Here is a 22,587-nt window from a genome sequence, read left to right as displayed (position 1 = left end):
CAAAAGAAAGAATTCAGATGAAAGAAGTTACAAAAGAGGTATATTTAAAGTGGCATGAGGACATGCTGCTTTGGAGAAAGTTTGAAGACAAACTTGCAGCATTATACATCCAACAAAAAGTTAGAGGTTTTCTACACCTATATAATGGTCAAGAAGCTGTATTAGCTGGCGCACTGCACGCTATGGATTTGACCAAAGACAAAATGATTACTGCTTACAGAAACCACGTTCAGCCAATCGGTATGGGGGTTGATCCTAGAAACGTAATGGCAGAACTTTTAGGAAAAGCAACAGGAACGTCTAAAGGTATGGGAGGTTCTATGCACATTTTCTCTAAAGAACATGGTTTTTATGGCGGGCACGGAATTGTAGGTGCTCAAATCCCAGTTGGGGCAGGTATTGCTTTCGCAGACAAATATTTTAATACTGGCGGTGTTACCCTAACTTATTTTGGTGACGGAGCTGCTAGACAAGGTTCTCTTCACGAAGCTTTTAATATGGCTATGTTATGGAAACTTCCAGTTGTATTTATTGTTGAAAACAACGGTTATGCAATGGGAACTTCTGTAGAAAGAACTGCAAACCACACTGACATCTGGAAATTAGGTTTAGGTTATGAAATGCCTTGTGGACCTGTTGACGGAATGAACCCTGTAAAAGTTGCTGAAGCAATGCACGAAGCTATCGAAAGAGCTCGTCGCGGAGATGGACCAACTTTCCTTGAAATGAAAACGTACCGTTACAGAGGACACTCTATGTCTGATGCACAATTATACCGTTCTAAAGAAGAGGTTGAAGAGTACAAAAAAATCGACCCAATTACACAAGTTCTTGATGTAATCTTGGATCAAAAATATGCTACAGCTGAAGAAATTGAAGTAATTGACCAAAGAGTTAAAGACTTAGTTGAAGAGTGTGCGAAATTCGCTGAAGAATCTCCATACCCAGACTTACAACAATTATACGATGTAGTATACGCACAAGAAGACTATCCATTTACACCTCATAAATTATAATATCATGGCGATTAAAGTAACAATGCCTCGTTTGAGCGATACTATGACTGAAGGAACGGTAGCAACTTGGCTTAAAAAAGTAGGCGACAAAGTAAGCGAAGGTGATATCTTAGCTGAAATTGAAACAGACAAAGCAACAATGGAGTTCGAATCTTTTAACGAAGGAACTCTTTTACATATCGGAATTCAAGCTGGAGAAACTGCTCCAGTTGATTCATTATTAGCTATCATTGGTAAAGAAGGAGAAGATATTTCTGCTCTTTTAGCTGGTGGTGATGCTCCTGCTGCTGAAGCTCCAAAAGCGGATGCTCCTGCTGCTGAAGCAAAAACTGAAACTGCTGCTCCTGCAAAAGCAGCTGAATTACCAAAAGGTGTTGTAGTAGTAACTATGCCACGTTTAAGTGATACAATGACAGAAGGCACAGTAGCAACTTGGTTGAAAAAAGTTGGCGATACTGTAGCCGAAGGAGATATTTTAGCAGAAATTGAAACAGACAAAGCGACTATGGAGTTTGAGTCTTTCAATGCTGGAACATTATTATATATTGGAATTCAAGAAGGAAGTACTGCTCCTGTTGACAGCTTATTAGCTATCATCGGACCTGCAGGAACTGACATTTCTGGAGTTGCTGATAACTTTACTGCTGGCGGGGCTGCAACTGCAAGTGCTCCTGCTGCAGAAGAAAAAGCTGCTCCTGCTGCTGAAAAAGCACCAGAAGCTGCTGCTGAAACTTCAAATGGAGGAAGAATTTTAGCCTCTCCATTGGCTAAAAAAATCGCTTCTGACAAAGGAATTCAATTAAGCCAAGTTAAAGGATCTGGAGAAAACGGAAGAATCGTAAAAAGCGATATCGAAAACTTTACTCCATCTGCTCAGGCTCAAACAACTGCTTCAGCACCTGCTGCTAAACAAGAAGCATCTGCTCCTGCTGCTCCAAAAGTTTTTGTTCCTGCTGGTGAAGTTTACACAGAAGAGATCAAAAATTCTCAAATGCGTAAAATCATTGCAAAACGTCTTTCTGAGTCTTTATTCACTGCGCCTCACTACAACTTAGTGATCGAAGTAAGTATGGACGAAGCTATGCAAACTAGAGCTGCTATCAACAGCGTTCCTGATACAAAAGTATCTTTCAACGATATGGTAATCAAAGCTTGTGCATTAGCATTAAAAAAACATCCAAAAATCAACTCTACTTGGAAAGAGGATGCTATCATCATCAACCACCACGTAAACATTGGTGTTGCTGTAGCTGTTGAAGACGGATTAGTAGTTCCTGTATTGAAATTTACTGATGCTATGAGTTTATCTCAAATTGGCGGTTCAGTAAGAGATCTTGCCGGAAGAGCTAAAAACAAAAAATTAGGACCACAAGAAATGGAAGGAAGTACTTTTACAGTATCTAACCTTGGTATGTTTGGTATCACTGAATTCAATTCAATCATCAACCAGCCAAACTCTGCAATCCTTTCTGTAGGTGCAATTGTTGAAAAACCAGTAGTTAAAAACGGTCAAATCGTAGTTGGAAACACAATGATGTTATCATTAGCTTGTGACCACAGAACAATTGACGGTGCAACTGGAGCTCAGTTCTTACAAACATTAAAACAATACATCGAAAGCCCAGTTACAATGTTGGCGTAATCATTGTTAATTTTATAATTAAATCCCGTTTTGTTTATTCAAAACGGGATTTTTTGTTTAATTTTCATCCTCAAATTCAAAACCTAACAAAATGAAGAAACTAATTCTTGTCGCTTTATTTCTGACAGCAATTGCTTGCCAGAAAAAAGAGCAAACAGAAAAAACTGCTGCTGTTACAGACGAACACAGTTATTCTAAACCAGAACTTGCTGTTGCAAAACATCTTGATCTTGATATCAAAGTTGATTTTGACACACAAACTATTTCAGGAAAAGCATCTTGGACAATTGACAACATCAGTAAAGGAAACGAAATTATTTTCGACGAAAACACTTTAAATATTACTAAAGTAACTTTAGGCGACGAAGAAAAAGAAACCAAATTCGAGCTTGGTACAGCCACAGAATTTCACGGAAAACCGCTTCATATTACAATTGAGCCAAATACTACGAAAGTAAACATTTACTACAACACCACTAAAGATGCTGTGGCTTTGCAATGGCTTAAACCAGAACAAACCGCAGACAAAAAGAAACCTTTTGTTTTCTCTCAAGGCGAAAGTGTTTGGTCTCGTACTTGGATTCCATGTCAGGATTCTCCAGGAATTCGTTTCACTTATAACGCAAAAGTTACAGTTCCTAAAGATTTATTGGCGGTTATGAGCGCAGTAAATCCGCAGAAGAAAAATGATACTGGAGTTTATACTTTCAAACAAGACAAAGCAATTCCTTCTTATTTAATGGCAATTGCAGTTGGAGATATTGAATTTCAAGCGATTGATAACAGAACTGGAGTTTATGCAGAACCATCTGTTTTAAAAAGCGCAGCTTATGAATTTGCTGAACTTGGAAAAATGGTGAATGCTGCTGAAAAACTATACGGACCTTACAGATGGGGACGCTACGATGTATTGGTTTTACCACCAAGTTTCCCTTATGGCGGAATGGAGAATCCGAACTTGACTTTCTTGACTCCGGGAGTATTGGCTGGAGATCGTTCGCTTACGAGTTTGTTAGCGCACGAATTAGGACACAGCTGGAGCGGAAACTTAGTTACAAACGCTACTTGGGATGATATTTGGCTAAACGAAGGTTTCACTACTTATGTTGAACACAGAATTGGAGAAGCAATTTTCGGTAAAAAGGAATTTGATATGCAAAACGTTATCACCAACAAAGAATTGGTTGATAATGTTGCTGAATACGGAGACACAAATCCAGATACAAGATTAAAAGTTAGTTTGACAGGAAGAAATCCTGACGACGGAATTAGCATGATTCCTTATGTAAAAGGATATTCTTTTTTAAGAGTTATTGAAAATGCCGTTGGTCGCGATAAATTTGATCCGTTTATCAAAAATTATTTTGATTCTCATGCTTTCCAATCTATCACAACAGAAGATTTTGTAAAGTATTTAAACGAAAATCTTATCAAAGGCGACAAAACTTTAGCAGATAAAATCCAATTAGACAATTGGATTTACAAACCAGGAATTCCATCAAACATAGTTCCTGTAAGTTCAGCAGAATTTGACGCAATTGATGCAATCCAAAAAAGCTGGAGAGAAACGGGCGTTGCAGGTTTAAGCAAAAAAATCACCACAACTGCCGAAAAACAGCATTTTATAGATCATCTTCCAGCTGATATTACAGCAAAAGAAATGGAAGCAATTGACAAAGAATTCAACTTTACTAAAGGAGGTAATTTTATCATTAAACGTCAATGGTTTGTTCAGGCAATTCGTCATCAATACAAAGCCGCTGATCCTGCAATTGAACAATTTTTAATAGGAAGCAGCAGAACTGGATCTATCATGATGCTTTACAAAGAAATGGTCAAAACTCCAGAAGGAAAAGTTTGGGCTAAAAAAGTTTTTGATAAAGCAAAATCTGGTTATCATGCCACAACTATTCAGGATGCTGCAAGTGTTTTGAAATAGTTTTTTTTCAAAATTATAACTCTAAAAAAGAGGCTGTTCTTTAGGAACAGCCTCTTTTTTTTACGCCTTATTTGTCATTTCGACGAAGGAGAAATCTTCACAAGAAGCTCGACAGAGATTTGATTTTCGTTGCGGAGTTACTTGCGAAGATTTCTCCTTCGTCAAGATTGCGTGAATTGTTTACAGAATTTCTAGTGCGATTTCTCGTTCCTCGAAATGACAAACTATACGAAAAACAATCTTATAAAACGAGTGCCCTAGCCCCGATAGAAGTGGAAATCCTTTTGTGCCGGTGTTCGGCACAAAAGATTGGAACGGATAGCGGGAAATAGCTCCTAAAAAACATCAGGGAAAATTATCCATTACATAGCGTACATTCTCCATGTTTTAAAACCTGCAATCGTCGCAACTTTGTAATATCAAAAGACAACAACAAATAACAACTTTAAAAAATTAAATAAAATGGCACGATTAACAGCTTTAAACCCAGAAGAAGCAACAGGAAAAACTAAAGATTTATTCAACGCAGTTCAGGCAAAATTAGGCGTTGTACCAAACATGATGAGAACAATGGGAAATTCTCCAGCAGTTTTGGAAGGATATTTAAACTTAAGCGGCGCTTTGAGCCACGGAAAATTAAGCGCAAAAACTGGTGAATTAATCGCTTTAGCAGTTTCAGAAAGCAACTCTTGCGACTACTGTTTAGCAGCACACACTTTTATTGGAGAAAAATTAGTAAAAGCAGATCCAGCAGTTTTAAAAGCAGCAAGATCCGGAAATTCTGACGACGCAAAAACAGAAGCGATTTTACAATTGGCTAAAACATTGATCAGCAAAGGTGGTTTAGTAAACGATGAAGATGTAAATAAAGCTAAAAATGCTGGAGTTTCTGATGCTGAAATTGCAGAAACTATTGGTCATGTTGCTTTGAATGTATTGACAAACTACTTTAATAATGTAGCAAATACTGAAATTGATTTTCCAACAGTTTAATCAAAATTTGCACAATCACTATAACAAAAAACAATTTATAATGATAGCTGTGAATTTATTTCATGGCTATCTTTATACTTTCAAAAACAAAAGAAATCATGAGTTCTCAAAATGTTTTTACTTTAATCAATCCGCAGAATGGCAATTTAGCCTTCAAGATTCTTCCTTTTGATGATAACAGCCACTTTGATCATTTACAGCGTAATAACTATTACTCTTTAATTTGGGTTACTAAAGGAAAAGGCAAAGTAAAAGCCGATTTTGCTGAACATCAATTTGAAGAAAACTCACTTCTCGCCTTTTCTCCGTATCAGCCTTTTATGCTTTGTGTAAATGAGCCAATTGAAGGAATCGCGATTCATTTTCATCCTGATTTTTATTGCATTCATATGCATCAAAAAGAGGTTTCGTGCAATGGCGTTTTATTCAATAATATTTATCAGCCACCTTATGTTCACGTTACAGAACAAGCGGAACAAACTTTTAAAATGGTAATTGAACAAATGAAAGCTGAAATTCAGAATGCAGAATTGGCACAATATGAATTATTGATTTCTTATTTGAAAATATTTTTAATCACGGCTTCGAGATTAAAAACAGAACAATTAGAAGAAATGAAATCGATTCCTGATTCTAAAGAACCTGTCATTCTTCAAAGCTTGAAAGATGCGATTGAATTGAATTTTAAAACCAAACATTCGGCTGGAAATTATGCTGAATTATTGAATATTTCTCCAAAAGCATTAGCTAAAATATCTAAGAATTATTTCAATAAAACTTTAACCGATTTGATTTCGGAAAGAATTATTATTGAAGCTAAAAGAGAATTGTACCTAACCAACAAAACCGTAAAAGAAATTGCATACGAATTAGGTTATGACGACGAACATTATTTTAGCCGTTTCTTTAAAACGAATGCTGATGTTTCGCCTCAAATTTATCGTGAAACAGTAGGATTTGGCAAAATGGACACTTAAAGTTTGGAGTCGCAGTTTATCAGTAATCACAGACCTGAAAACTTAGACTATTTATTCTTCGCTTCAATCCACTTTGACATGTACATTGTGCTTTTGAACGCATGATGCTGCAGCAAATTTCCCATAAAATTATGAAGACGATGGCTTTTTGAATCTATCAAAAGTGAATTTACCAGTGAGATTAATTCATTTGAATAATTGCTTTTCTGATAACATTTATTGATTATTTCGATTCCGTTTTTTTGAGATTGTTTCCACAGGTTTTCATTTTGATACAGTGCAATAGCTTTTTTAGCAAACTCTACTGCATCATCTTCAACAAAACCATTCCAAGGCAAACCGTCGTGCATGGCTTCAGAACCAACTGAAGTTGTTCCGCTTGGCGTTCCGCATTGCATAGCTTCTAGCAATTTTCCTTTTAATCCTGCTCCAAAACGAATTGGCGCTAAAACCACTCTGGCATTTTTTACTATTTCTCTGGCATCTTCTGCCCTTCCCATAATGTAAAAACCATTTTTAGGTTGATGCAACTGCAATACTTTTTGAGAAGGATAAGCTCCATAAACCTTCAAAACTGCTTCTGGAAAATCTTTTTTTATAGAAGGCCAAATGGCTTCTTTTAAATATTGAACAGTATTCCAATTTGGCTCATGAAGAAAATTTCCAATAAAAATAAAATCATTTCGGTTTTCAAAAGAAGGCAATTTTAGCAAGTCTTCCTCTTTCATTTCATCAACCAAAAAAGGAAGATAAAATAGTAAGTCTTCATTAATCTTAAAAACCTCTTTTAGAATATTCATTTCGAATTCAGAAATAATTAAAGACAAATCGCAACGTAAAATACTGGCAATTTCACGTTTTGCCACTTCTTCAGACAATAAATCTTCCAATTCGAAAATTCGGTTTTCTTTAAAAGCTTTTTGTCTTGCTGTTCGCAGACAATGCAGATCTTCCGTATCTAAAATTCGGATTGCATTTGGACAGTTTTCAACAACTCGCCAACCAAACTGTTCTTCGACCATAAATCGGTCAAACAAAACAACATCTGGATTTAATTCGGCTACAAAATCATCAAAACTTGAAGAATTAAGTTCGATGTTTTTTTTTATTACTCCAAATTCAGACAAATCAACCATAAAATCGCTGTCCTGAGCCGCGCTTGCAAATGTAATTTCGAATCCATTTTCTTTAAAAATAGAAATCAATTGCATCATTCTACCGCCTGCTGCAGAAGACTTTGGCTCGGGCCAAACGAACCCAATAATTAAAAGTTTTTTGATTTGATTCATCTTTTTTGTTTCACATTACAAAATAATGCTTTTTTCCGCGGATTTGCACCCAATTTCCCAAGATTCGGTCGTAAAAAAACACTAATTTTGCAAAATCTAAATGCTCGGAAATTATGTTGGGATTAAAATTAGCTACAGACCCTCGCTGGGTAAATATCGTTGAGTCTAATATCGAAGAAATTTTAACGGATCACGCTTGGTGCGAACAAAAAGCAGCTTCAAACGCCATTAGCATTGTCACTTACAATTCTGAAATAGAAGAACTTGTAACCGAAATGCTTGAAATTGCCAGAGAAGAACTAGAGCATTTTCAAATGGTTCATAACATTATAAAGGAACGCGGACTTACATTAGGACGCGAGCGAAAAGACCATTATGTAAATGAACTTTTTAAGTTTATGAAAAAAGATGGAAGCCGAAGAGATGCGCTTTGCGACAGATTATTGTTTTCTGCAATGATTGAAGCTAGAAGCTGCGAACGTTTTAAAGTGCTTTCTGAAAACATAAAAGACGAAAAATTAGCTAAATTCTACCGAGATCTTATGATTTCTGAAGCCGGACATTACACTACTTTTTTAGGATTTGCCAGAAAATATCAAGACAATATTGACATTGATAAACGCTGGAAAGAATGGATTGAATATGAAGGTTCTATCATTACCAATTATGGTAAAAAAGAAACCGTTCACGGATAAATTACGCTCTTTTTCAACTCTATCTTTTACACTTAAAAATCACATTTTGCTATGGAGAAAAGTAAATCCAGATCAATCGTTTTTAAAATTGCGAAGTATTTCGGAATAACTTTCGTCGTTATTATCGGATTATTATTCTTAACGCCTATTGTTTTTGAGGATCAGATTAAAGAACAAATTAAGAAAACGGCTAACGAAAGATTAAGCGCTGAACTAAATTATTCTGATGTTTCGGTGTCATTTTTCCACCATTTCCCTTCCCTTACTTTAACGCTAGATGATTTAAGTCTAAATGGTTCCGCTCCATATACAAACGAAAAATTCATTACAGCAAAAGAAGTTTCTTTCGGGATAAATGTGGCAAGTTTGATTTTTAGCAAATCGGTAAAAATTGATCAGATTTACTTATCGGATTCTTTTATAAACGTAAAAGTAAATCCAAATGGAGAAGCAAATTACAACATTTATAAATCCCAAGAACAAGCTTCTAAAGCTAAAGACAGCAGTGATACAGCGCTAAAACTAGAACGAATCGAGATTCTAAAAAGTAAAATTGTTTACGATGATAAATCAACTAAAGTGCATTTTGACGCATACGGATTTAACTATTTAGGAAAAGGCGATTTAAACAAAGCTGTTTTTGATTTATATTCTAAAGCCAACATCGAAAAATTAAATATCGTCTACGAAGACGAACCATATTTAATGAACAAAAAGATCGATGCTGACTTAATTACAAAAGTAAACATCAACTCGCTTTCTTTCTTTTTCCAACAGAACAACCTTAAAATCAATCAGCTTTTGGTCGATTTTAAAGGAAAATTCGACATTTTAAAGGATGGCTACAATATGGATTTCGTTATTAAATCCAATAACAGTAAACTTTATGATGTCTTTACAGCGTTACCTCCAAAATATATTACTTGGCTTTCTAAAACAGACTTAAAAGGAAATACAAATCTGCTTTTGACTTTAAAAGGAAAGTACATTACTTCTGAAAATATTGCTCCAGATTTAGATTTGGATATTAAAGTAAGCGATGGTTTTGTCAATTATAACAAAAGTGCATTTCCGGTTTCAAACTTAAATTTAGACGTTAAAACAACTGTTCCATCTCTAAATCCAGATTTGGTAATTGTTGATGCCAAAAACTTATCGCTAAACATTAATCAGGATTATTTAAAATCGAAATTTTTGGTTAAAGGCGTAAATACTCCAGATATTAACGCTGATTTTAAAGCTAAAATTGATCTTGAAAAACTACTTAAGGCACTTGGAATTCCAGATATTGAATTAAAAGGAACTCTAGCTGGCGATGTAAAAGCAAATGGAGTATTTGACCAAAAAAATAAGCGTTTTCCTGTTACAAACGGAGTTCTTAATTTGGATAACGGATATTTAAAAACGCCATACTATCCAAATCCGATTACCGATATTACGATTAAATCGAAAATAGAAAACCAAAAAGGGACATTTGCCGATCTGAAAGTAAACTTAACCCCAACTCAATTTACTTTTGAAGGAAAACCTGTTTTTGTACAGGCTGATTTAAGCAATTTTGACGACTTGAGTTATGATGTAAAAGCAAAAGGAGAATTGGATATTAGCAGAATTTATAAAGTTTTCTCGCAAAAAGGTCTTGATTTGGATGGTTTTGTAAAAGCAGATTTAACCTTAAAAGGAAAACAAAGTGATGCCGAAAAAGGAAATTATAGCAAATTGAGCAATAAAGGAACGCTCGAACTAAGAAATATCGGAATTGCATCTGAGTATCTTCCAAAGAAATTCATTATCAAAGAAGGAATTTTTAAAATCAATCAGGATAAAATGTCTTTCAATAATTTCCTAGCCGCTTACGGGCAATCAGATTTTAAAATGAATGGATATTTACAGAATGTCATTAATTATGCCACCACAAATACAGGCGTTTTAAGAGGTTCTTTTAAAGTTACTTCGCGATACATCAATGTTGACGAATTTATGTCGGAAACCGCTCCAGGAACTTCTGTAACAGAAACCGCTAAGCCAAAAACAGAGACAAAAACAGAAAACACACAAACCGGCGTAATTATTATTCCTACAAATCTGAATTTAAACTTTACGGCTAATGCACAAAAAGTAAATTTTGACAAATTAAACCTTCAAAACGCTGTTGGAAACTTAAGCATGAATAAAGGCAAATTGACCATGCAAAATACAGGCTTTGACCTAATTGGATGCAAGGTTACCATGAACGCCAATTATCAAGCAGTTACAACTAAAAAGGCTAATTTTGATTACGCCATCAAAGCCACCGATTTTGATATAAAAAGAGCGTATAACGAGATTGAAGTTTTTAGAAAAATGGCAAGCGCCGCAGAGAAAGCACAAGGAATTGTTTCGCTAGATTACCAACTTAAAGGACGCTTAAATGCAAACATGGATCCTGTTTATCCTTCACTTGTTGGAGGCGGAACTCTTTCTGTAAAAGATGTCAAAGTAAGAGGATTGAAAATGTTCAATGCTGTAAGCAAACAAACCAATTCTGAGTCTATGAAAAATCCAGATCTTTCAAAAGTTGATATCAAAACAACGGTTAAAAACAATATTATAACTGTAGATCGCTTTAAATTTAAGTTCGCTGGCTTTAGACCAAGAATTGAAGGAACAACAAGCTTAGACGGAAAACTGAACTTAAAAATGCGTTTAGGCCTTCCTCCTTTTGGTATTTTCGGAATTCCATTAACTGTTACCGGAACTCAAGACAATCCGAAAGTAAAAGTCGGTAAGAAAACAGAAGATTTGGAAGAAACTAAGGATACTGAGGAATAAATGTTTTAAATTCCAAATTCCAAATTCCAATCACACGAAAAATCTTTATAGCCTTTGTCAAGTTTAAAACTTTGACAAAGGCTTTTCTTTTACAGATAACTAAACTGCAAATATTTGCTTTGAAACAAACAAAATCCCTTTACCCATCAGCCACAATAGTAAAGCTAAACCAAGAAGTTTCCAAGCCCAGCCTTTTCCTCTTTTCCAATCTGAGAAAAAAGAAAAAGCTTCCATGTACTTTAGTATTATAAACAAAGTTGATCCTATAATTGTAAACCAGATCACTTCGTTTAAGTGAAGATAAAAACCGTACATAAAAACGGCGCTAAAAAACAGAAGCGTGACTAATTGTATAAAATAATAGTTTCTAAAACTGTATTTATGATTCATTTTTAATGATAAAATTAAAAATGACAAAATCAATAAACCAATTAGAGCCGAGATAATATTATAAAAAATAAGATTTTCTTGCAGTGCCAATACTATCGTGACAATAACCGCAACAACAGTGCAAGCCGCAAGAGAATTAACGCTTCTGTCTCTATCATCTTCTTTATAAAAGGGAAATAAAACAGGATAAATATATTTTTCTAAGGAACGCCAGAAAGGCAAAGCATAAACCGCAGCAATTCCAGACAAAACTACTTCGTAATTATAAAAAATATCGGCAGGAACTTTATACAGCACATATAAAAGTGCAATTGTAACTATAAAAGCCGGAAAACATATCGTTTTTATGGTTTCCCAAGAATCTTTACCCCAAAAGTTATTTTCTATTTCGTAAACATATCTTTTAATCCAATATTCTTTTGTAAATAAGGCCGTAGACTGGCTCCATAATAAAAACAAGCCTAGATGTATAATTACGGTTCGCAATACAGATTCTTCAACAATACAGCCATAAATTACACAAGCTGCTCCAATTAAAAGCAATTCAAGAGTCAGCAAAACCGGTGAAAACAAAATCCTTACTATAGGAGCCAAATGATTCACCAAAAATCGAATTAGTAGACTCCAATATTTTTTAAACAAAGCAATAACAGCACAAATAGCAATAAATGCCGAAAGATAAAACATCCAATTGGTTAGCAATTGCGTCTGCATCCACAATTGCACAGCAGAATCTTTTTGCGGAGTATAGACAATATCTGAATTTAGGAAAACCTCTTTTGCTAATTCATCCCTTAGATTATTAGATAAACTAGGAAGTTCATTTTTATGCGCATTCCAAAACTGATCTGTATTGAAACCATTCTTTTTTAGAACTTCAAATTCATACAGAACATTTTTCTGCTTATTGCTTAAAGCACTCAAATGAATAGCAACACTATCTGATACAACTTTACCATAAGTGCTTATGCAGAACAAAAGGGCAAATAAGAGTATTTTTTTCAACTTATAACATTTAAAGAGTTTGAAGATATCCAATTATCCCCAATTTTACAAATGTAAGTTTTTTACTTAACGCAATGTGTTGAAAATAAAAAACCCGATCTTTTCAGAACGGGTTTTCTATAAAAGTAATCTATGATTATTATGCCTCGAATGGAATAATAGATACATAAGATTTGTTATCTCTTTTCTTTTGGAACTTAACAACTCCATCAACTTTAGCATGTAAAGTGTGATCTTTACTGATGTAAACGTTTTCACCTGGATTGTGTTTTGAACCTCTTTGTCTAACGATGATGTTTCCAGCAATAGCAGCTTGACCACCATAAATCTTAACGCCTAGACGTTTTGATTCTGATTCTCTACCATTCTTCGAACTACCGACACCTTTCTTGTGAGCCATGACGTATGAGTTTAAATATTGTTATTATTCTTTAGTAGTCTCTTTTTTTGCTTTTGGAGCTGCTTTTTTTGCTTTTGGAGCTGCTTCTACTTCTTCAGTAGCTGCTGCATCTTCTGCTACAACTGCTTTTTTAGCTGCTGCTTTTTTTGTTCCTCCTGCTGCAGTAATACCTTCAATTACAATTTGAGTAAGATATTGTCTGTGACCATTTCTTTTTTTGTATCCTTTTCTTCTTTTCTTTTTGAAAACGATAACTTTATCTCCTTTTAAGTGTTGTAACACTTTAGCTTCTACTGAAGCACCTTCTATAGCTGGGGCGCCTAAAGTTACATTTCCATTGTCATCTAACAAAAGAACTTTGTCAAAAGAAACTTTTGAACCTTCTTCGTTAGCTAAACGGTGAACATAAACCTTTAAATCTTTGCTTACTTTAAATTGTTGCCCTGCTATCTCTACGATTGCATACATATCAAATTGATTTATTGAATTTTAAGGTTGCAAATATACAACTAATAATTTACTATGCAACCCATAAAAGCAAAAATATTTTCAACTAAAAAAACCTTGTTTTTCAAGCAGTTCCACATAGAAAACAAAATTAATTTAAAGTAAAAGATTGTTAAAATAGCATTTATTTGAAAACAAATCTGTAATACATAACTAAAAAAAACTATTTTTGGTGTAACCAAAATCAACTCTTGTCTACCTACTATTGTTGATATTTTAAAATTATTAATCTTTATGAAAAAATCAATAATGATGTTAAGTGCTGCATTAATGCTTGGCGGAGTGGCTCATGCCCAAAAAGTAGCTTTTGAAGAATACGATTTAGACAATGGATTGCATGTCATTTTACACAATGATCCGTCTGCTCCTGTTGTTATTACGTCGGTAATGTATCATGTTGGATCAAAAGACGAACGTCCTGATCGAACAGGTTTCGCACACTTTTTTGAGCATTTATTATTTGAAGGAACTCAAAATATAAAACGCGGAGAATGGATGAAAATCGTTACCGCAAATGGTGGAGTTAACAATGCTAACACTTCTGACGATAGAACGTATTATTATGAAGTTTTTCCCTCTAACAGCTTAGAGCTTGGTTTATGGATGGAATCTGAGAGACTAATGCATCCTATTATTAATAAGGTCGGCGTAGATACACAAAATGAAGTAGTAAAAGAAGAAAAAAGAATGCGTTACGACAATCAGCCATATGGAAATATTCTGGCAGAGGTTAAGAAAAACATGTTCAAAAATCACCCTTATAGATGGACGACTATCGGTTCAATGAAAGATTTGGATGCCGCAACTCTGGAAGAATTTCAGGCTTTTAATAAAAAATTCTACACTCCAAACAATGCCGTTTTAGTGGTTGCCGGAGATTTCGAAAAAACAAAAACAAAAGAATGGATTCAGAAATATTTCGGACCAATTCCAAGAGGTGAAGAAGTTAAAAAGCAAACTTTTACTGAAGAGCCAATTACACAAACCATTAAGGCTACTTACGAAGATCCGAACATTCAGATTCCGATGATTGTGGCTTCATACAGAACGCCTTCAATGAAAACTAGAGACGCTAGAGTATTAGACTTAATTTCTTCTTATTTAAGTGATGGAAAAAGCTCTAAACTTTACAAAAAAATAGTTGACGACAAGAAAATGGCATTACAGATTGGCGCGGTTGGATTTAGCCAAGAAGATTACGGAACATACATTCTTTATGGCCTGCCGATGGCTCCATATACAATTAATGATATTTTAAAGGAAATGGACGAGGAAATTGTAAAAATCCAAACCGATCTTATTTCTGAAAAAGATTATCAAAAATTACAGAACAAATTCGATAACAATTATGTAAACGCCAATTCAAGCGTGGAAGGAATTGCTGAAAATCTTGCTTCGTATTATTTACTTTATGGCGACGTTAATTTAATCAATACCGAAATTGACATCTATCACTCGATTACAAGAGAAGAAATCAGAGAAGTTGCCAAGAAGTATTTGAACCCAAATCAGCGTTTGATTTTAGATTATATTCCGACAGCCAAATCTCAAAACTAAGAATATCGAATCATGAAAAAAATATATCCTTTTTTAATCCTTATTTTCCTAACTGGAATTATGCAAGCACAAGATCGTCCACAACCCAAACCAGGAAATGCCCCAGTAGTCAACATCAAAAAACCGCAGACCTTTGTTTTATCAAACGGCATGAAGGTTTTGGTTGTTGAAAACCACAAATTGCCTAGAGTGAGCTATACACTTACTTTGGACAATGCTCCATTTACTGAAGGCAACAAAAAAGGGGTTGACGAATTGACTAGCAGTTTAATCGGAAACGGAACCAAAAAAACAACCAAAGAAGCTTTTAACGAAGAAATTGATTTTTACGGAGCTAACATCAATTTCACTTCTCAAGGTGCTTATGCAAGTACATTATCAAAATATTCTGGACGTGTTTTAGAACTTTTGGCGGAAGGAGCTTTACAGCCAAATTTCACTCAGGCAGAATTTGACAAAGAAAAAGCAAAACTTTTAGAAGGTTTAAAAGCTGACGAAAAAAGCGTTCCTGCCATTTCAAACAGAGTTGTCGATGTTTTGGCTTTTGGGAAAAATCATCCTGCAGGAGAATACCTTTCTGAGGAAACGGTTAAAAATGTTACGCTTGCAGATGTTCAAAACAATTACAAAACTTATTTTGTTCCAGAAAACGCTTATTTGGTCGTTATTGGCGATGTAAAATTTAAAGAGGTAAAAACAGCTGTTGAAAAATTATTCAGCGGATGGAAAAAACAAGCAGCGCCAAAAAACACTTACCCAAATCCAACAAATGTTTCAAACTTGCAAATAGATTTTGTTGACGTTCCAAATGCAGTTCAATCTGAAATTTCATTGGTGAATACTATTAATTTAAGAATGAGCGATCCTGATTTTTTCCCAGCAGTTATTGCTAATCAAATTTTAGGAGGCGATTTTAACAGCTATTTAAACATGAATCTTCGCGAGCAGCACGCATGGACTTACGGCGCAAATTCAAGCATTGGAAGCGGAAAATATGTGACTAAATTCAAAGCGTCTTCGGCCGTTAGAAATACTGTTACAGACAGTGCAGTTGTTCAGTTTGTAAAAGAAATTAAAAGAATTAGAACCGAAAGAGTTGATCCAGAAGTTTTAAGAAACGTAAAAGCAGGTTATATAGGAAGATTTGTAATGCAGGTTGAAAAACCACAGGCTGTTGCACGTTATGCTTTAAACATTGAAACAGAAAAACTTCCTGCTGATTTCTACGAAAAATACATTCAAACCATCAATAACGTTACTGCTGACGATATTTATCGCGTTGCCAACAAATACTTTTTACTGGATAATATGCGAATTGTTATTGTCGGAAAAGGAACTGATGTTATTCCTGGTTTAGAAAAATTACAGATTCCAATTTCTTATTTCGACAAATATGGAAATCCAGTTGAAAAACCTTCAACAAAAAAACAAGCACCAAAAGATATTAGCGCAAAAACAGTTTTTGAAAACTATATTAATGCTATTGGCGGAGAAAAAGCAGTTACATCTGTAAAAACATTATATATGAATGGTTCCACAACGATTCCGCAAGCTCCTACTCCATTGACTTTTATCTCTAAATTAGATTCAAGAGGAAAAATGATCGTTTCGCTTTCTATGGGAACAATGAATTTAATGAAACAGGTGGTTAATGAAAAAGGCGCTTACGTTGAACAACAAGGTCAAAGAAAAAACCTTGAAGGAGAAGATTTAGCAGAAATGAAAGCTAATGCCGCTCCTTTTGAAGAATTACAACTTGTAAAAAGAACCGATCTAAAAGTGGAAGGAATCGAGCCAATCAATGGAAGCGATGCCTATGTCATTAAAGACGGCAAAACAAAATATTATTACGACGTTAAATCAGGATTAAAAACTGCCGAATCTAAAGTTCGTGAACAAGCTGGTAAATCAGTTGAACAAATCACTAATTTCAACGATTATAAAGAAGTAAAAGGCGTTAAAGTTCCTTTTAACCTAGTTCAGAATGTTGGTTTTGAATTGGATATCAAAATGTCTGATATCAAGATTAACGAAGGAGTTTCTGAGAAAGATTTTCTATAGAAGGTTCAAAGTTACAAAGGCTCAAAGGAACAGAGGTTTTCTCTGAGCGTTTAAAATAAGAATCTTTAAAGCTTTGTCAAAGTTTGAAGCTTTGACAAAGCTTTTTTTTTATTGATTAAGTTTTCTTAGACTGAGCGGATTCGAAGCCAATCCACTTATAATTCACAACTCAAAAAAAACTATTTTTTCGCCGACAAATAAACTCCGATCAAAATAATAAAAGCACCAACAGACTGAATTGGCGTTATAAATTCATTATCTAACAATCCCCAGAAGAATGCTACAATCGGAATCAAATACGTTACTGATGTTGCAAAAACTGGTGATGACATTTGAATCAATTTAAAGAAAAGAATGTTGGCAATTCCGGTTCCCAAAATTCCTAAAATAGCTACAAAAAGTATAGAATGCTGTGTTTCTGCAAAATGTATTTTCTGGCTAATATCGGTTGTGCTTAAAATGATTAATGCAGGCAAAAGCAAAACCGCAAAATTTCCTGTTGTGATGCTTACCGAATTTAAATCGTGCAGATATTTTTTAATTAGATTGACGTTGATCGCGTAACTCAACGTTGCTATAACCACCAGTAAAACATAGAAATAATTTTGAGTTCCACTCGAAGAATCTCCGCTCAGAACCAAAAGCAGACAGCCTAGAAGTCCAACAAAAACGCCCAAAACTTGTCGTTTTTGAAATTGAATTCCAAATGCTATAATTCCTAAAACCAGAGTATTTAAAGGCGTTAGTGAATTCAAAATCGCCACAATGGAACTATTTACCTGAGTTTCTGCAATAGCAAAAAGATACGCTGGCATGAAAGTTCCGAAAAGCGAAGTTATGGCAACAAATTTCCATTGGCGACGCGAAATCTTTTTCAGACTATTAAAACCTACAATCAGCAAAAACAAAGCAGCAAAAATAATTCGGAACGATCCTACTTGAACAGCACTTAAACCAACCAATCCTTTTTTTATCAGAATAAAAGAGCTTCCCCAAATAAGAGAAAGAATCGCTAAGTAAATCCACTTTAACTGTTTTGTTTCCATAAATCGCATTTTACTGCAAATTTGTAATTATTTTACGAACTGACCCCTCTTTTTTTATTAATTTTGCAAACAAGTAATTGCAATCTAAAATTTAATATATAATGAAAATTTCAAAAATCTTATTCGCTGCAGCAATCGCTGGTTTAGTGTTCGTTGGCTGTAAAAAAGCAGAAGACAAAAGTCTTGAAGTCGTAAATAAAGAAAAAAGTACCCCAAAAGAACACAAACCAATCGCCGCTGAAAATCTTCAAACTGCAAGCTTTACAATTGACGGTATGACTTGTGCTGTTGGATGCGCTAAAACCATCGAAGAAGAATTAGCAAACCTTGATGGAGTTGAAAAAGCAACAGTTGATTTTGACAAGAAAACAGCAACGGTAAGTTTTGACAAAACAATCCAAAATCCAGAATCTTTAACTAAAGTGGTTCAAGAAACTGGAGATGGTAAAACATATAAGGTTTCGAATTTTAAGTCTTAAATTCGAACTTCAACGAAATAAAAATGGCTGTTTCAAAAATAGAAACAGCCATTTTTATTTTACTTTACATTGTTCCGTAAGAACATTTCCTTGGTAGAAAATTATATCATCATAGTTTTTTACGTTCCGCAGGAACGTCTGGTTTTGACTTTTTTTTGACAATTCTGCATATCAAACGTTCCTACGGAACGTAAAATATCTGGTTGTTTTTTTTCCTACCAACCAAACATTCCTACGGAATGAGACCCTAAAATATTAAAAATAAAAAAAGGATTCAAATCGAATCCTTTCTATTTTTACTTCCACTTCAACGTTTCCATCAAACGCTGCATATCGTTTTTGACATAACTCGCGGCAGGCATAATCGAATCAAAGTTTGGTTTTGCATAAAAGTACATCGAACCAATTAAAAAGTGTTTCGTACTGTCGGTAACGTAAAACTGAGAATTTGTCGCTGCATTTCCATCTACTTGATAAAACATTCCATAAACCTTTTTCTGTGGATTTAAGTACGGCTGTTCTAGAATATCATCGGCTTTAATAACGTGCTCATACGTTAGTTTTTGAGCGTCGCGCAGTAATTTATCAATATTTCCATTTACTGGCTTATATGTCAAATAAATCGTCGCTTTCATCTTTGGATAGGTAATGGCAAATCCGCACTCTTTCTCTCCTTTGATAATTGCATCTTCATTCATCTGAAAAGTGAATGGACAAGTGTTTTCAAAATTCACATATTTTGCTTCTGGATAATCTAATCGCAGGAAACTCGCTGGTTTAGGCAGAACATCATTTTTACAGCTTATAACCGTTAGCGCAAGCAAAATTGCTGTTATTGAAAGTATTTTATTAAGCATTTTTATTTATCGTTACTTTTATTTGTTTTACACGCTTTTTGTCTACTGTTTCTACGGTGAAAATACAGTTTTCAAAAGGCACTTTTTGATCCTTTTTAGGGAAATTACCCAAAATCTCCAGAATAAATCCAGCCAATGTTTCGGCTTCGCCTTTGTGGGCTTCAAAAACATCTTCGTCAACATCTACAATTCTGTAGAAATCTTTCAGGTTTATTTTTCCTTCAAATAGAAAATTATTTTCATCAATTTGCGAGAAGTTCAGATTTTCATCATCAAATTCATCACTAATATCTCCGACAATTTCCTCGATAACATCTTCTAAAGAAACCAATCCAGAAGTTCCGCCATATTCGTCAACCACAATGGCTAAATGGCTTTTTAAACTTTGAAAATCCTTCAACAGATTATCCAGTTTTTTATTCTCTGGAACAAAGAACGCTTCTCTGATCAAAGAAGTCCAATCAAATTCTTCTTTATCAATATGAGGCAGCAAGTCTTTTACGAAAAGTACGCCTTCAATCTGATCGATATTATCTCTATAAACTGGAATTCTTGAAAATCCTGTTTCAATTATCTTAGGATAAATTTCTGCGAATGTCTCTGATATTTCCAATGCAAAAATATCAATTCTCGGACTCATAACCTGCTTTGTATCGGTATTTCCGAAAGAAACAATTCCTTCAAGGATCTTTTGTTCTTCTGTTGAAGTTCCTTCAGAATCTGTAAGTTCCAATGCCTGAGAAAGTTGGTTGACAGAAAAATTACTTTTTTGCTTACCTAATTTGTTTTGAAAATATATCGTTACGGCACGCATTGGCAAACTGATCGGTGAAAGCACTTTATCTAAAAATGCCAGCGGATAAGCAACGCGCTTGGCAAATCGAACGCTGTTTCTGCTTGCATAAACCTTAGGAAGCACTTCGCCAAATAATAAAATTAAGAAAGTAACCAGAATTACTTCTAGCGTAAATTTAAAAGCAGGCGAACCTACATTGGCAAAAATATTTTGTCCTATATACGCAAATAGGATCACTACTCCGATATTGAAGAAGTTATTTGCAACCAATAAAGTTGCTAGAAGTTTTTTAGGCTTATCTAATAAATTTGAAATAATTTTTCCTTTTGCAGGATTATCATTTAAAGAATTGTCGATATCTTGCTGTGACAAAGAAAAAAGCGCAACTTCAGCACCAGAAACGATTGCTGAAAGAAATAACAAAACAAATATTCCAACGAAACCAATAATTATATTGGCGTCAAGATTGGTAGAAAAAAGTAAACTGGGCTCTGGGTCCAAATTGCATAAAATTAGTTAAACATCACTTTAGAAAGGCAAATCATTAATTGGAAGCCCTTCATTAGCAGCATCAAAGTTAGTGTTTTTTGCCGATTCTGCATCCTGGTTTTGTTTGGTATACGCAGTTTCTTTTTTGGTAGTCAGAAAAGTAAACTCTGTCACTTGAATTTCTGTAGTATATTTTGTGGTTCCATCTTCTGTCTGCCACTGACGAGATTTTATCCTTCCTTCAACATAAATTTTATCTCCTTTCGAAAGATATTTTTCGCAAATCTCTGCGGCTTTATTACGCACAACCAAATTATGCCATTCTGTAGAGGTAATCTTTTCATTGGTCGTTTTATTGATATACACTTCATTTGTAGCCAGCTGAAAACGTCCGATGCAGTTTCCTCCATCAAAATAATGCATCTTTACATCATCGCCTAAATGGCCAATAAGCATCACTTTATTTAATGTTCCGTTCATAGTTTTTGGTGGTATTTCTACCAAAGATACATTTTTTTAGCAATTTATTTCTTGCTTTTCTATAAAATTATATATCGCAATAGGAAAAGGAAAAGTTTTCAATTTTTGGGAATCTATTCCGTTTTCGATTTTCTCTTGCACTTTGATTTTCCAGAATTGTATATGCAGATGCTGGTGCGAAAGCTTATGTACAATGGTCGATTTACTGTAATCTTCTATACTTATAATAGTATATTCTGGAAAAATTTCTTCTTTTGCTTTTTTGGAAACCTCATTAAAATCAACAATAGATTCTGTTTCCAACAACGGAAATTCGTATAAATTATGCCAGATTCCTTTTTGGGTTCTTTTCTGAATTAATGTATTTCCTAAAACATCTTCCAAAATCAAATAATTAAAATAACGATTGGTTATTTTTAGCTTTTTAGATTTCACAGGAAGCATATTTACTTTTCCTTTTTGTAATGCAGCGCAGCTTTCATTAAAAACACAAACAGAGCAATCTGGACTTTTAGGCACGCATTGCAATGCGCCAAACTCCATTATGGCTTGATTGAAGATAGCAGGATTATCTTTTGGCATTAATTCTTGTGCCAAAGCGGCAAACTCTTTTTTAGTTGCTGGAAGCGCAATATCAGATTCAATATCAAAATAGCGAGCCAATACCCTAAATACATTTCCATCAACAACAGGAACAGGTTCATTATAAGAAAAAGAAGCTATTGCCGCTGCAGTATACTCGCCTACTCCTTTCAGTTTTAAAAGTTCTTTATAAGAATCAGGAAAAACTCCCTTTAAATCATTACTTATATATTGAGCCGTTTTATGAAGATTTCGAGCACGAGAATAATATCCTAAGCCTTGCCAAAGTTTCAAAACCTTCTCTTCTGGTGCATCTGCCAAATCTTTTACAGTAGGAAATTCCTTGGTAAATGAGAAAAAGTAAGGCATTCCTTGCACAACTCTCGTCTGCTGAAGCATAATTTCTGAGAGCCAAATTTGGTACGGATCGACCGTTTTTCGCCACGGCAAATCACGTCTGTTCTGTAAATACCATTTTATCAATATGTTATGAAAATCCATTGCAAAATACTTAGATTGCAAAAGTAAATGTTTATGTAATTAAAATTTAACGAATTAGCTTGATTAATTATTTTT

General features: G+C 34.5%; 19 protein-coding genes. 10 read left to right on the top strand and 9 right to left on the bottom strand.

What is annotated here, in order from left to right; translation table 11 throughout:
* The first annotated feature begins 17 nt into the window (after positions 1-17).
* From pdhA to NU08_RS05515, 5 genes are all read left to right on the top strand, one after another.
* Positions 18-1,016 (top strand): pyruvate dehydrogenase (acetyl-transferring) E1 component subunit alpha, encoded by a 999-nt coding sequence (gene pdhA, locus NU08_RS05535; protein ID WP_129746211.1) that lies wholly within the window; start codon positions 18-20, stop codon positions 1,014-1,016.
* Between the two features lie 4 nt (positions 1,017-1,020).
* A complete protein-coding gene (locus NU08_RS05530) occupies positions 1,021-2,658 on the top strand; it encodes a pyruvate dehydrogenase complex dihydrolipoamide acetyltransferase (RefSeq protein WP_129746210.1) in 1,638 nt (545 codons plus the stop codon).
* Between the two features lie 91 nt (positions 2,659-2,749).
* Complete coding sequence (locus NU08_RS05525; protein ID WP_129746209.1) at positions 2,750-4,597, top strand: hydrolase/aminopeptidase; 1,848 nt, start codon at positions 2,750-2,752, stop codon at positions 4,595-4,597.
* A gap of 462 nt (positions 4,598-5,059) precedes the next feature.
* Positions 5,060-5,590 (top strand): carboxymuconolactone decarboxylase family protein, encoded by a 531-nt coding sequence (locus NU08_RS05520; protein WP_129746208.1) that lies wholly within the window; start codon positions 5,060-5,062, stop codon positions 5,588-5,590.
* A gap of 98 nt (positions 5,591-5,688) precedes the next feature.
* Positions 5,689-6,567 carry a helix-turn-helix domain-containing protein gene (locus NU08_RS05515; protein ID WP_129746207.1) on the top strand — a complete coding sequence of 293 codons (879 nt, stop codon included), beginning with the start codon at positions 5,689-5,691 and terminating at the stop codon, positions 6,565-6,567.
* Between the two features lie 47 nt (positions 6,568-6,614).
* Here the strand turns inward: NU08_RS05515 and NU08_RS05510 are convergent, their stop codons facing one another.
* Entirely contained in the window at positions 6,615-7,856 is a 1,242-nt protein-coding gene (locus NU08_RS05510) for a glycosyltransferase family 4 protein (RefSeq protein ID WP_129746206.1), read from the bottom strand.
* Between the two features lie 113 nt (positions 7,857-7,969).
* Here NU08_RS05510 and NU08_RS05505 point away from each other — a divergent pair, with 113 nt between their 5' ends.
* Positions 7,970-8,551: a tRNA-(ms[2]io[6]A)-hydroxylase gene (locus tag NU08_RS05505; protein ID WP_129746205.1), complete on the top strand. Its 582-nt coding sequence runs from the start codon at positions 7,970-7,972 to the stop codon at positions 8,549-8,551.
* A gap of 51 nt (positions 8,552-8,602) precedes the next feature.
* A complete protein-coding gene (locus NU08_RS05500; RefSeq protein WP_129746204.1) occupies positions 8,603-11,362 on the top strand; it encodes an AsmA-like C-terminal region-containing protein in 2,760 nt (919 codons plus the stop codon).
* Between the two features lie 99 nt (positions 11,363-11,461).
* Here NU08_RS05500 and NU08_RS05495 read toward each other — a convergent pair whose 3' ends face one another.
* From NU08_RS05495 to rplU, 3 genes are all read right to left on the bottom strand, one after another.
* Entirely contained in the window at positions 11,462-12,757 is a 1,296-nt protein-coding gene (locus NU08_RS05495) for a hypothetical protein (RefSeq protein ID WP_242502484.1), read from the bottom strand.
* Between the two features lie 139 nt (positions 12,758-12,896).
* On the bottom strand, positions 12,897-13,157 hold the full coding sequence (gene rpmA / locus NU08_RS05490; protein ID WP_008466657.1) for a 50S ribosomal protein L27: 261 nt from the start codon (positions 13,155-13,157) through the stop codon (positions 12,897-12,899).
* Between the two features lie 24 nt (positions 13,158-13,181).
* Complete coding sequence (rplU, locus tag NU08_RS05485) at positions 13,182-13,625, bottom strand: 50S ribosomal protein L21 (protein ID WP_008466656.1); 444 nt, start codon at positions 13,623-13,625, stop codon at positions 13,182-13,184.
* Positions 13,626-13,898: 273 nt separating this feature from the next.
* Between rplU and NU08_RS05480 the strand changes: the two genes are divergently transcribed.
* Together NU08_RS05480 and NU08_RS05475 are read left to right on the top strand one after the other, a co-directional pair.
* A complete protein-coding gene (locus NU08_RS05480) occupies positions 13,899-15,221 on the top strand; it encodes a M16 family metallopeptidase (protein ID WP_129746203.1) in 1,323 nt (440 codons plus the stop codon).
* Positions 15,222-15,233: 12 nt separating this feature from the next.
* Positions 15,234-17,282 carry a M16 family metallopeptidase gene (locus NU08_RS05475; RefSeq protein WP_207214057.1) on the top strand — a complete coding sequence of 683 codons (2,049 nt, stop codon included), beginning with the start codon at positions 15,234-15,236 and terminating at the stop codon, positions 17,280-17,282.
* Positions 17,283-17,461: 179 nt separating this feature from the next.
* On the opposite strand, the gene NU08_RS05470 is transcribed toward NU08_RS05475, so the two are convergent.
* A complete protein-coding gene (locus tag NU08_RS05470) occupies positions 17,462-18,328 on the bottom strand; it encodes a DMT family transporter (protein WP_129746202.1) in 867 nt (288 codons plus the stop codon).
* A 101-nt stretch (positions 18,329-18,429) separates the two neighbouring features.
* Between NU08_RS05470 and NU08_RS05465 the strand changes: the two genes are divergently transcribed.
* Complete coding sequence (locus NU08_RS05465) at positions 18,430-18,807, top strand: heavy-metal-associated domain-containing protein (protein ID WP_129746201.1); 378 nt, start codon at positions 18,430-18,432, stop codon at positions 18,805-18,807.
* 296 nt (positions 18,808-19,103) lie between these two features.
* Here NU08_RS05465 and gldD read toward each other — a convergent pair whose 3' ends face one another.
* Genes gldD through mutY form a run of 4 tightly spaced genes read right to left on the bottom strand, consistent with a single transcriptional unit; the run spans position 19,104 to position 22,512 of the window.
* Entirely contained in the window at positions 19,104-19,664 is a 561-nt protein-coding gene (gene gldD, locus NU08_RS05460; RefSeq protein ID WP_066032864.1) for a gliding motility lipoprotein GldD, read from the bottom strand.
* Positions 19,657-20,961, bottom strand: coding sequence for a gliding motility-associated protein GldE (locus NU08_RS05455; protein WP_129746200.1), 1,305 nt, complete (start codon positions 20,959-20,961; stop codon positions 19,657-19,659). The genes gldD and NU08_RS05455 overlap by 8 nt, the downstream gene beginning before the upstream one ends.
* A 27-nt stretch (positions 20,962-20,988) precedes the next feature.
* Positions 20,989-21,429, bottom strand: coding sequence for a single-stranded DNA-binding protein (locus NU08_RS05450; protein ID WP_129746221.1), 441 nt, complete (start codon positions 21,427-21,429; stop codon positions 20,989-20,991).
* A gap of 36 nt (positions 21,430-21,465) precedes the next feature.
* Entirely contained in the window at positions 21,466-22,512 is a 1,047-nt protein-coding gene (gene mutY, locus NU08_RS05445) for an A/G-specific adenine glycosylase (protein WP_129746199.1), read from the bottom strand.
* Between the last annotated feature and the right edge of the window lie 75 nt (positions 22,513-22,587).

Source organism: Flavobacterium anhuiense, assembly GCF_004151235.1.
GTDB lineage: Bacteria > Bacteroidota > Bacteroidia > Flavobacteriales > Flavobacteriaceae > Flavobacterium > Flavobacterium anhuiense_A.
This window is presented reverse-complemented; position numbering and strand designations above follow the sequence as displayed.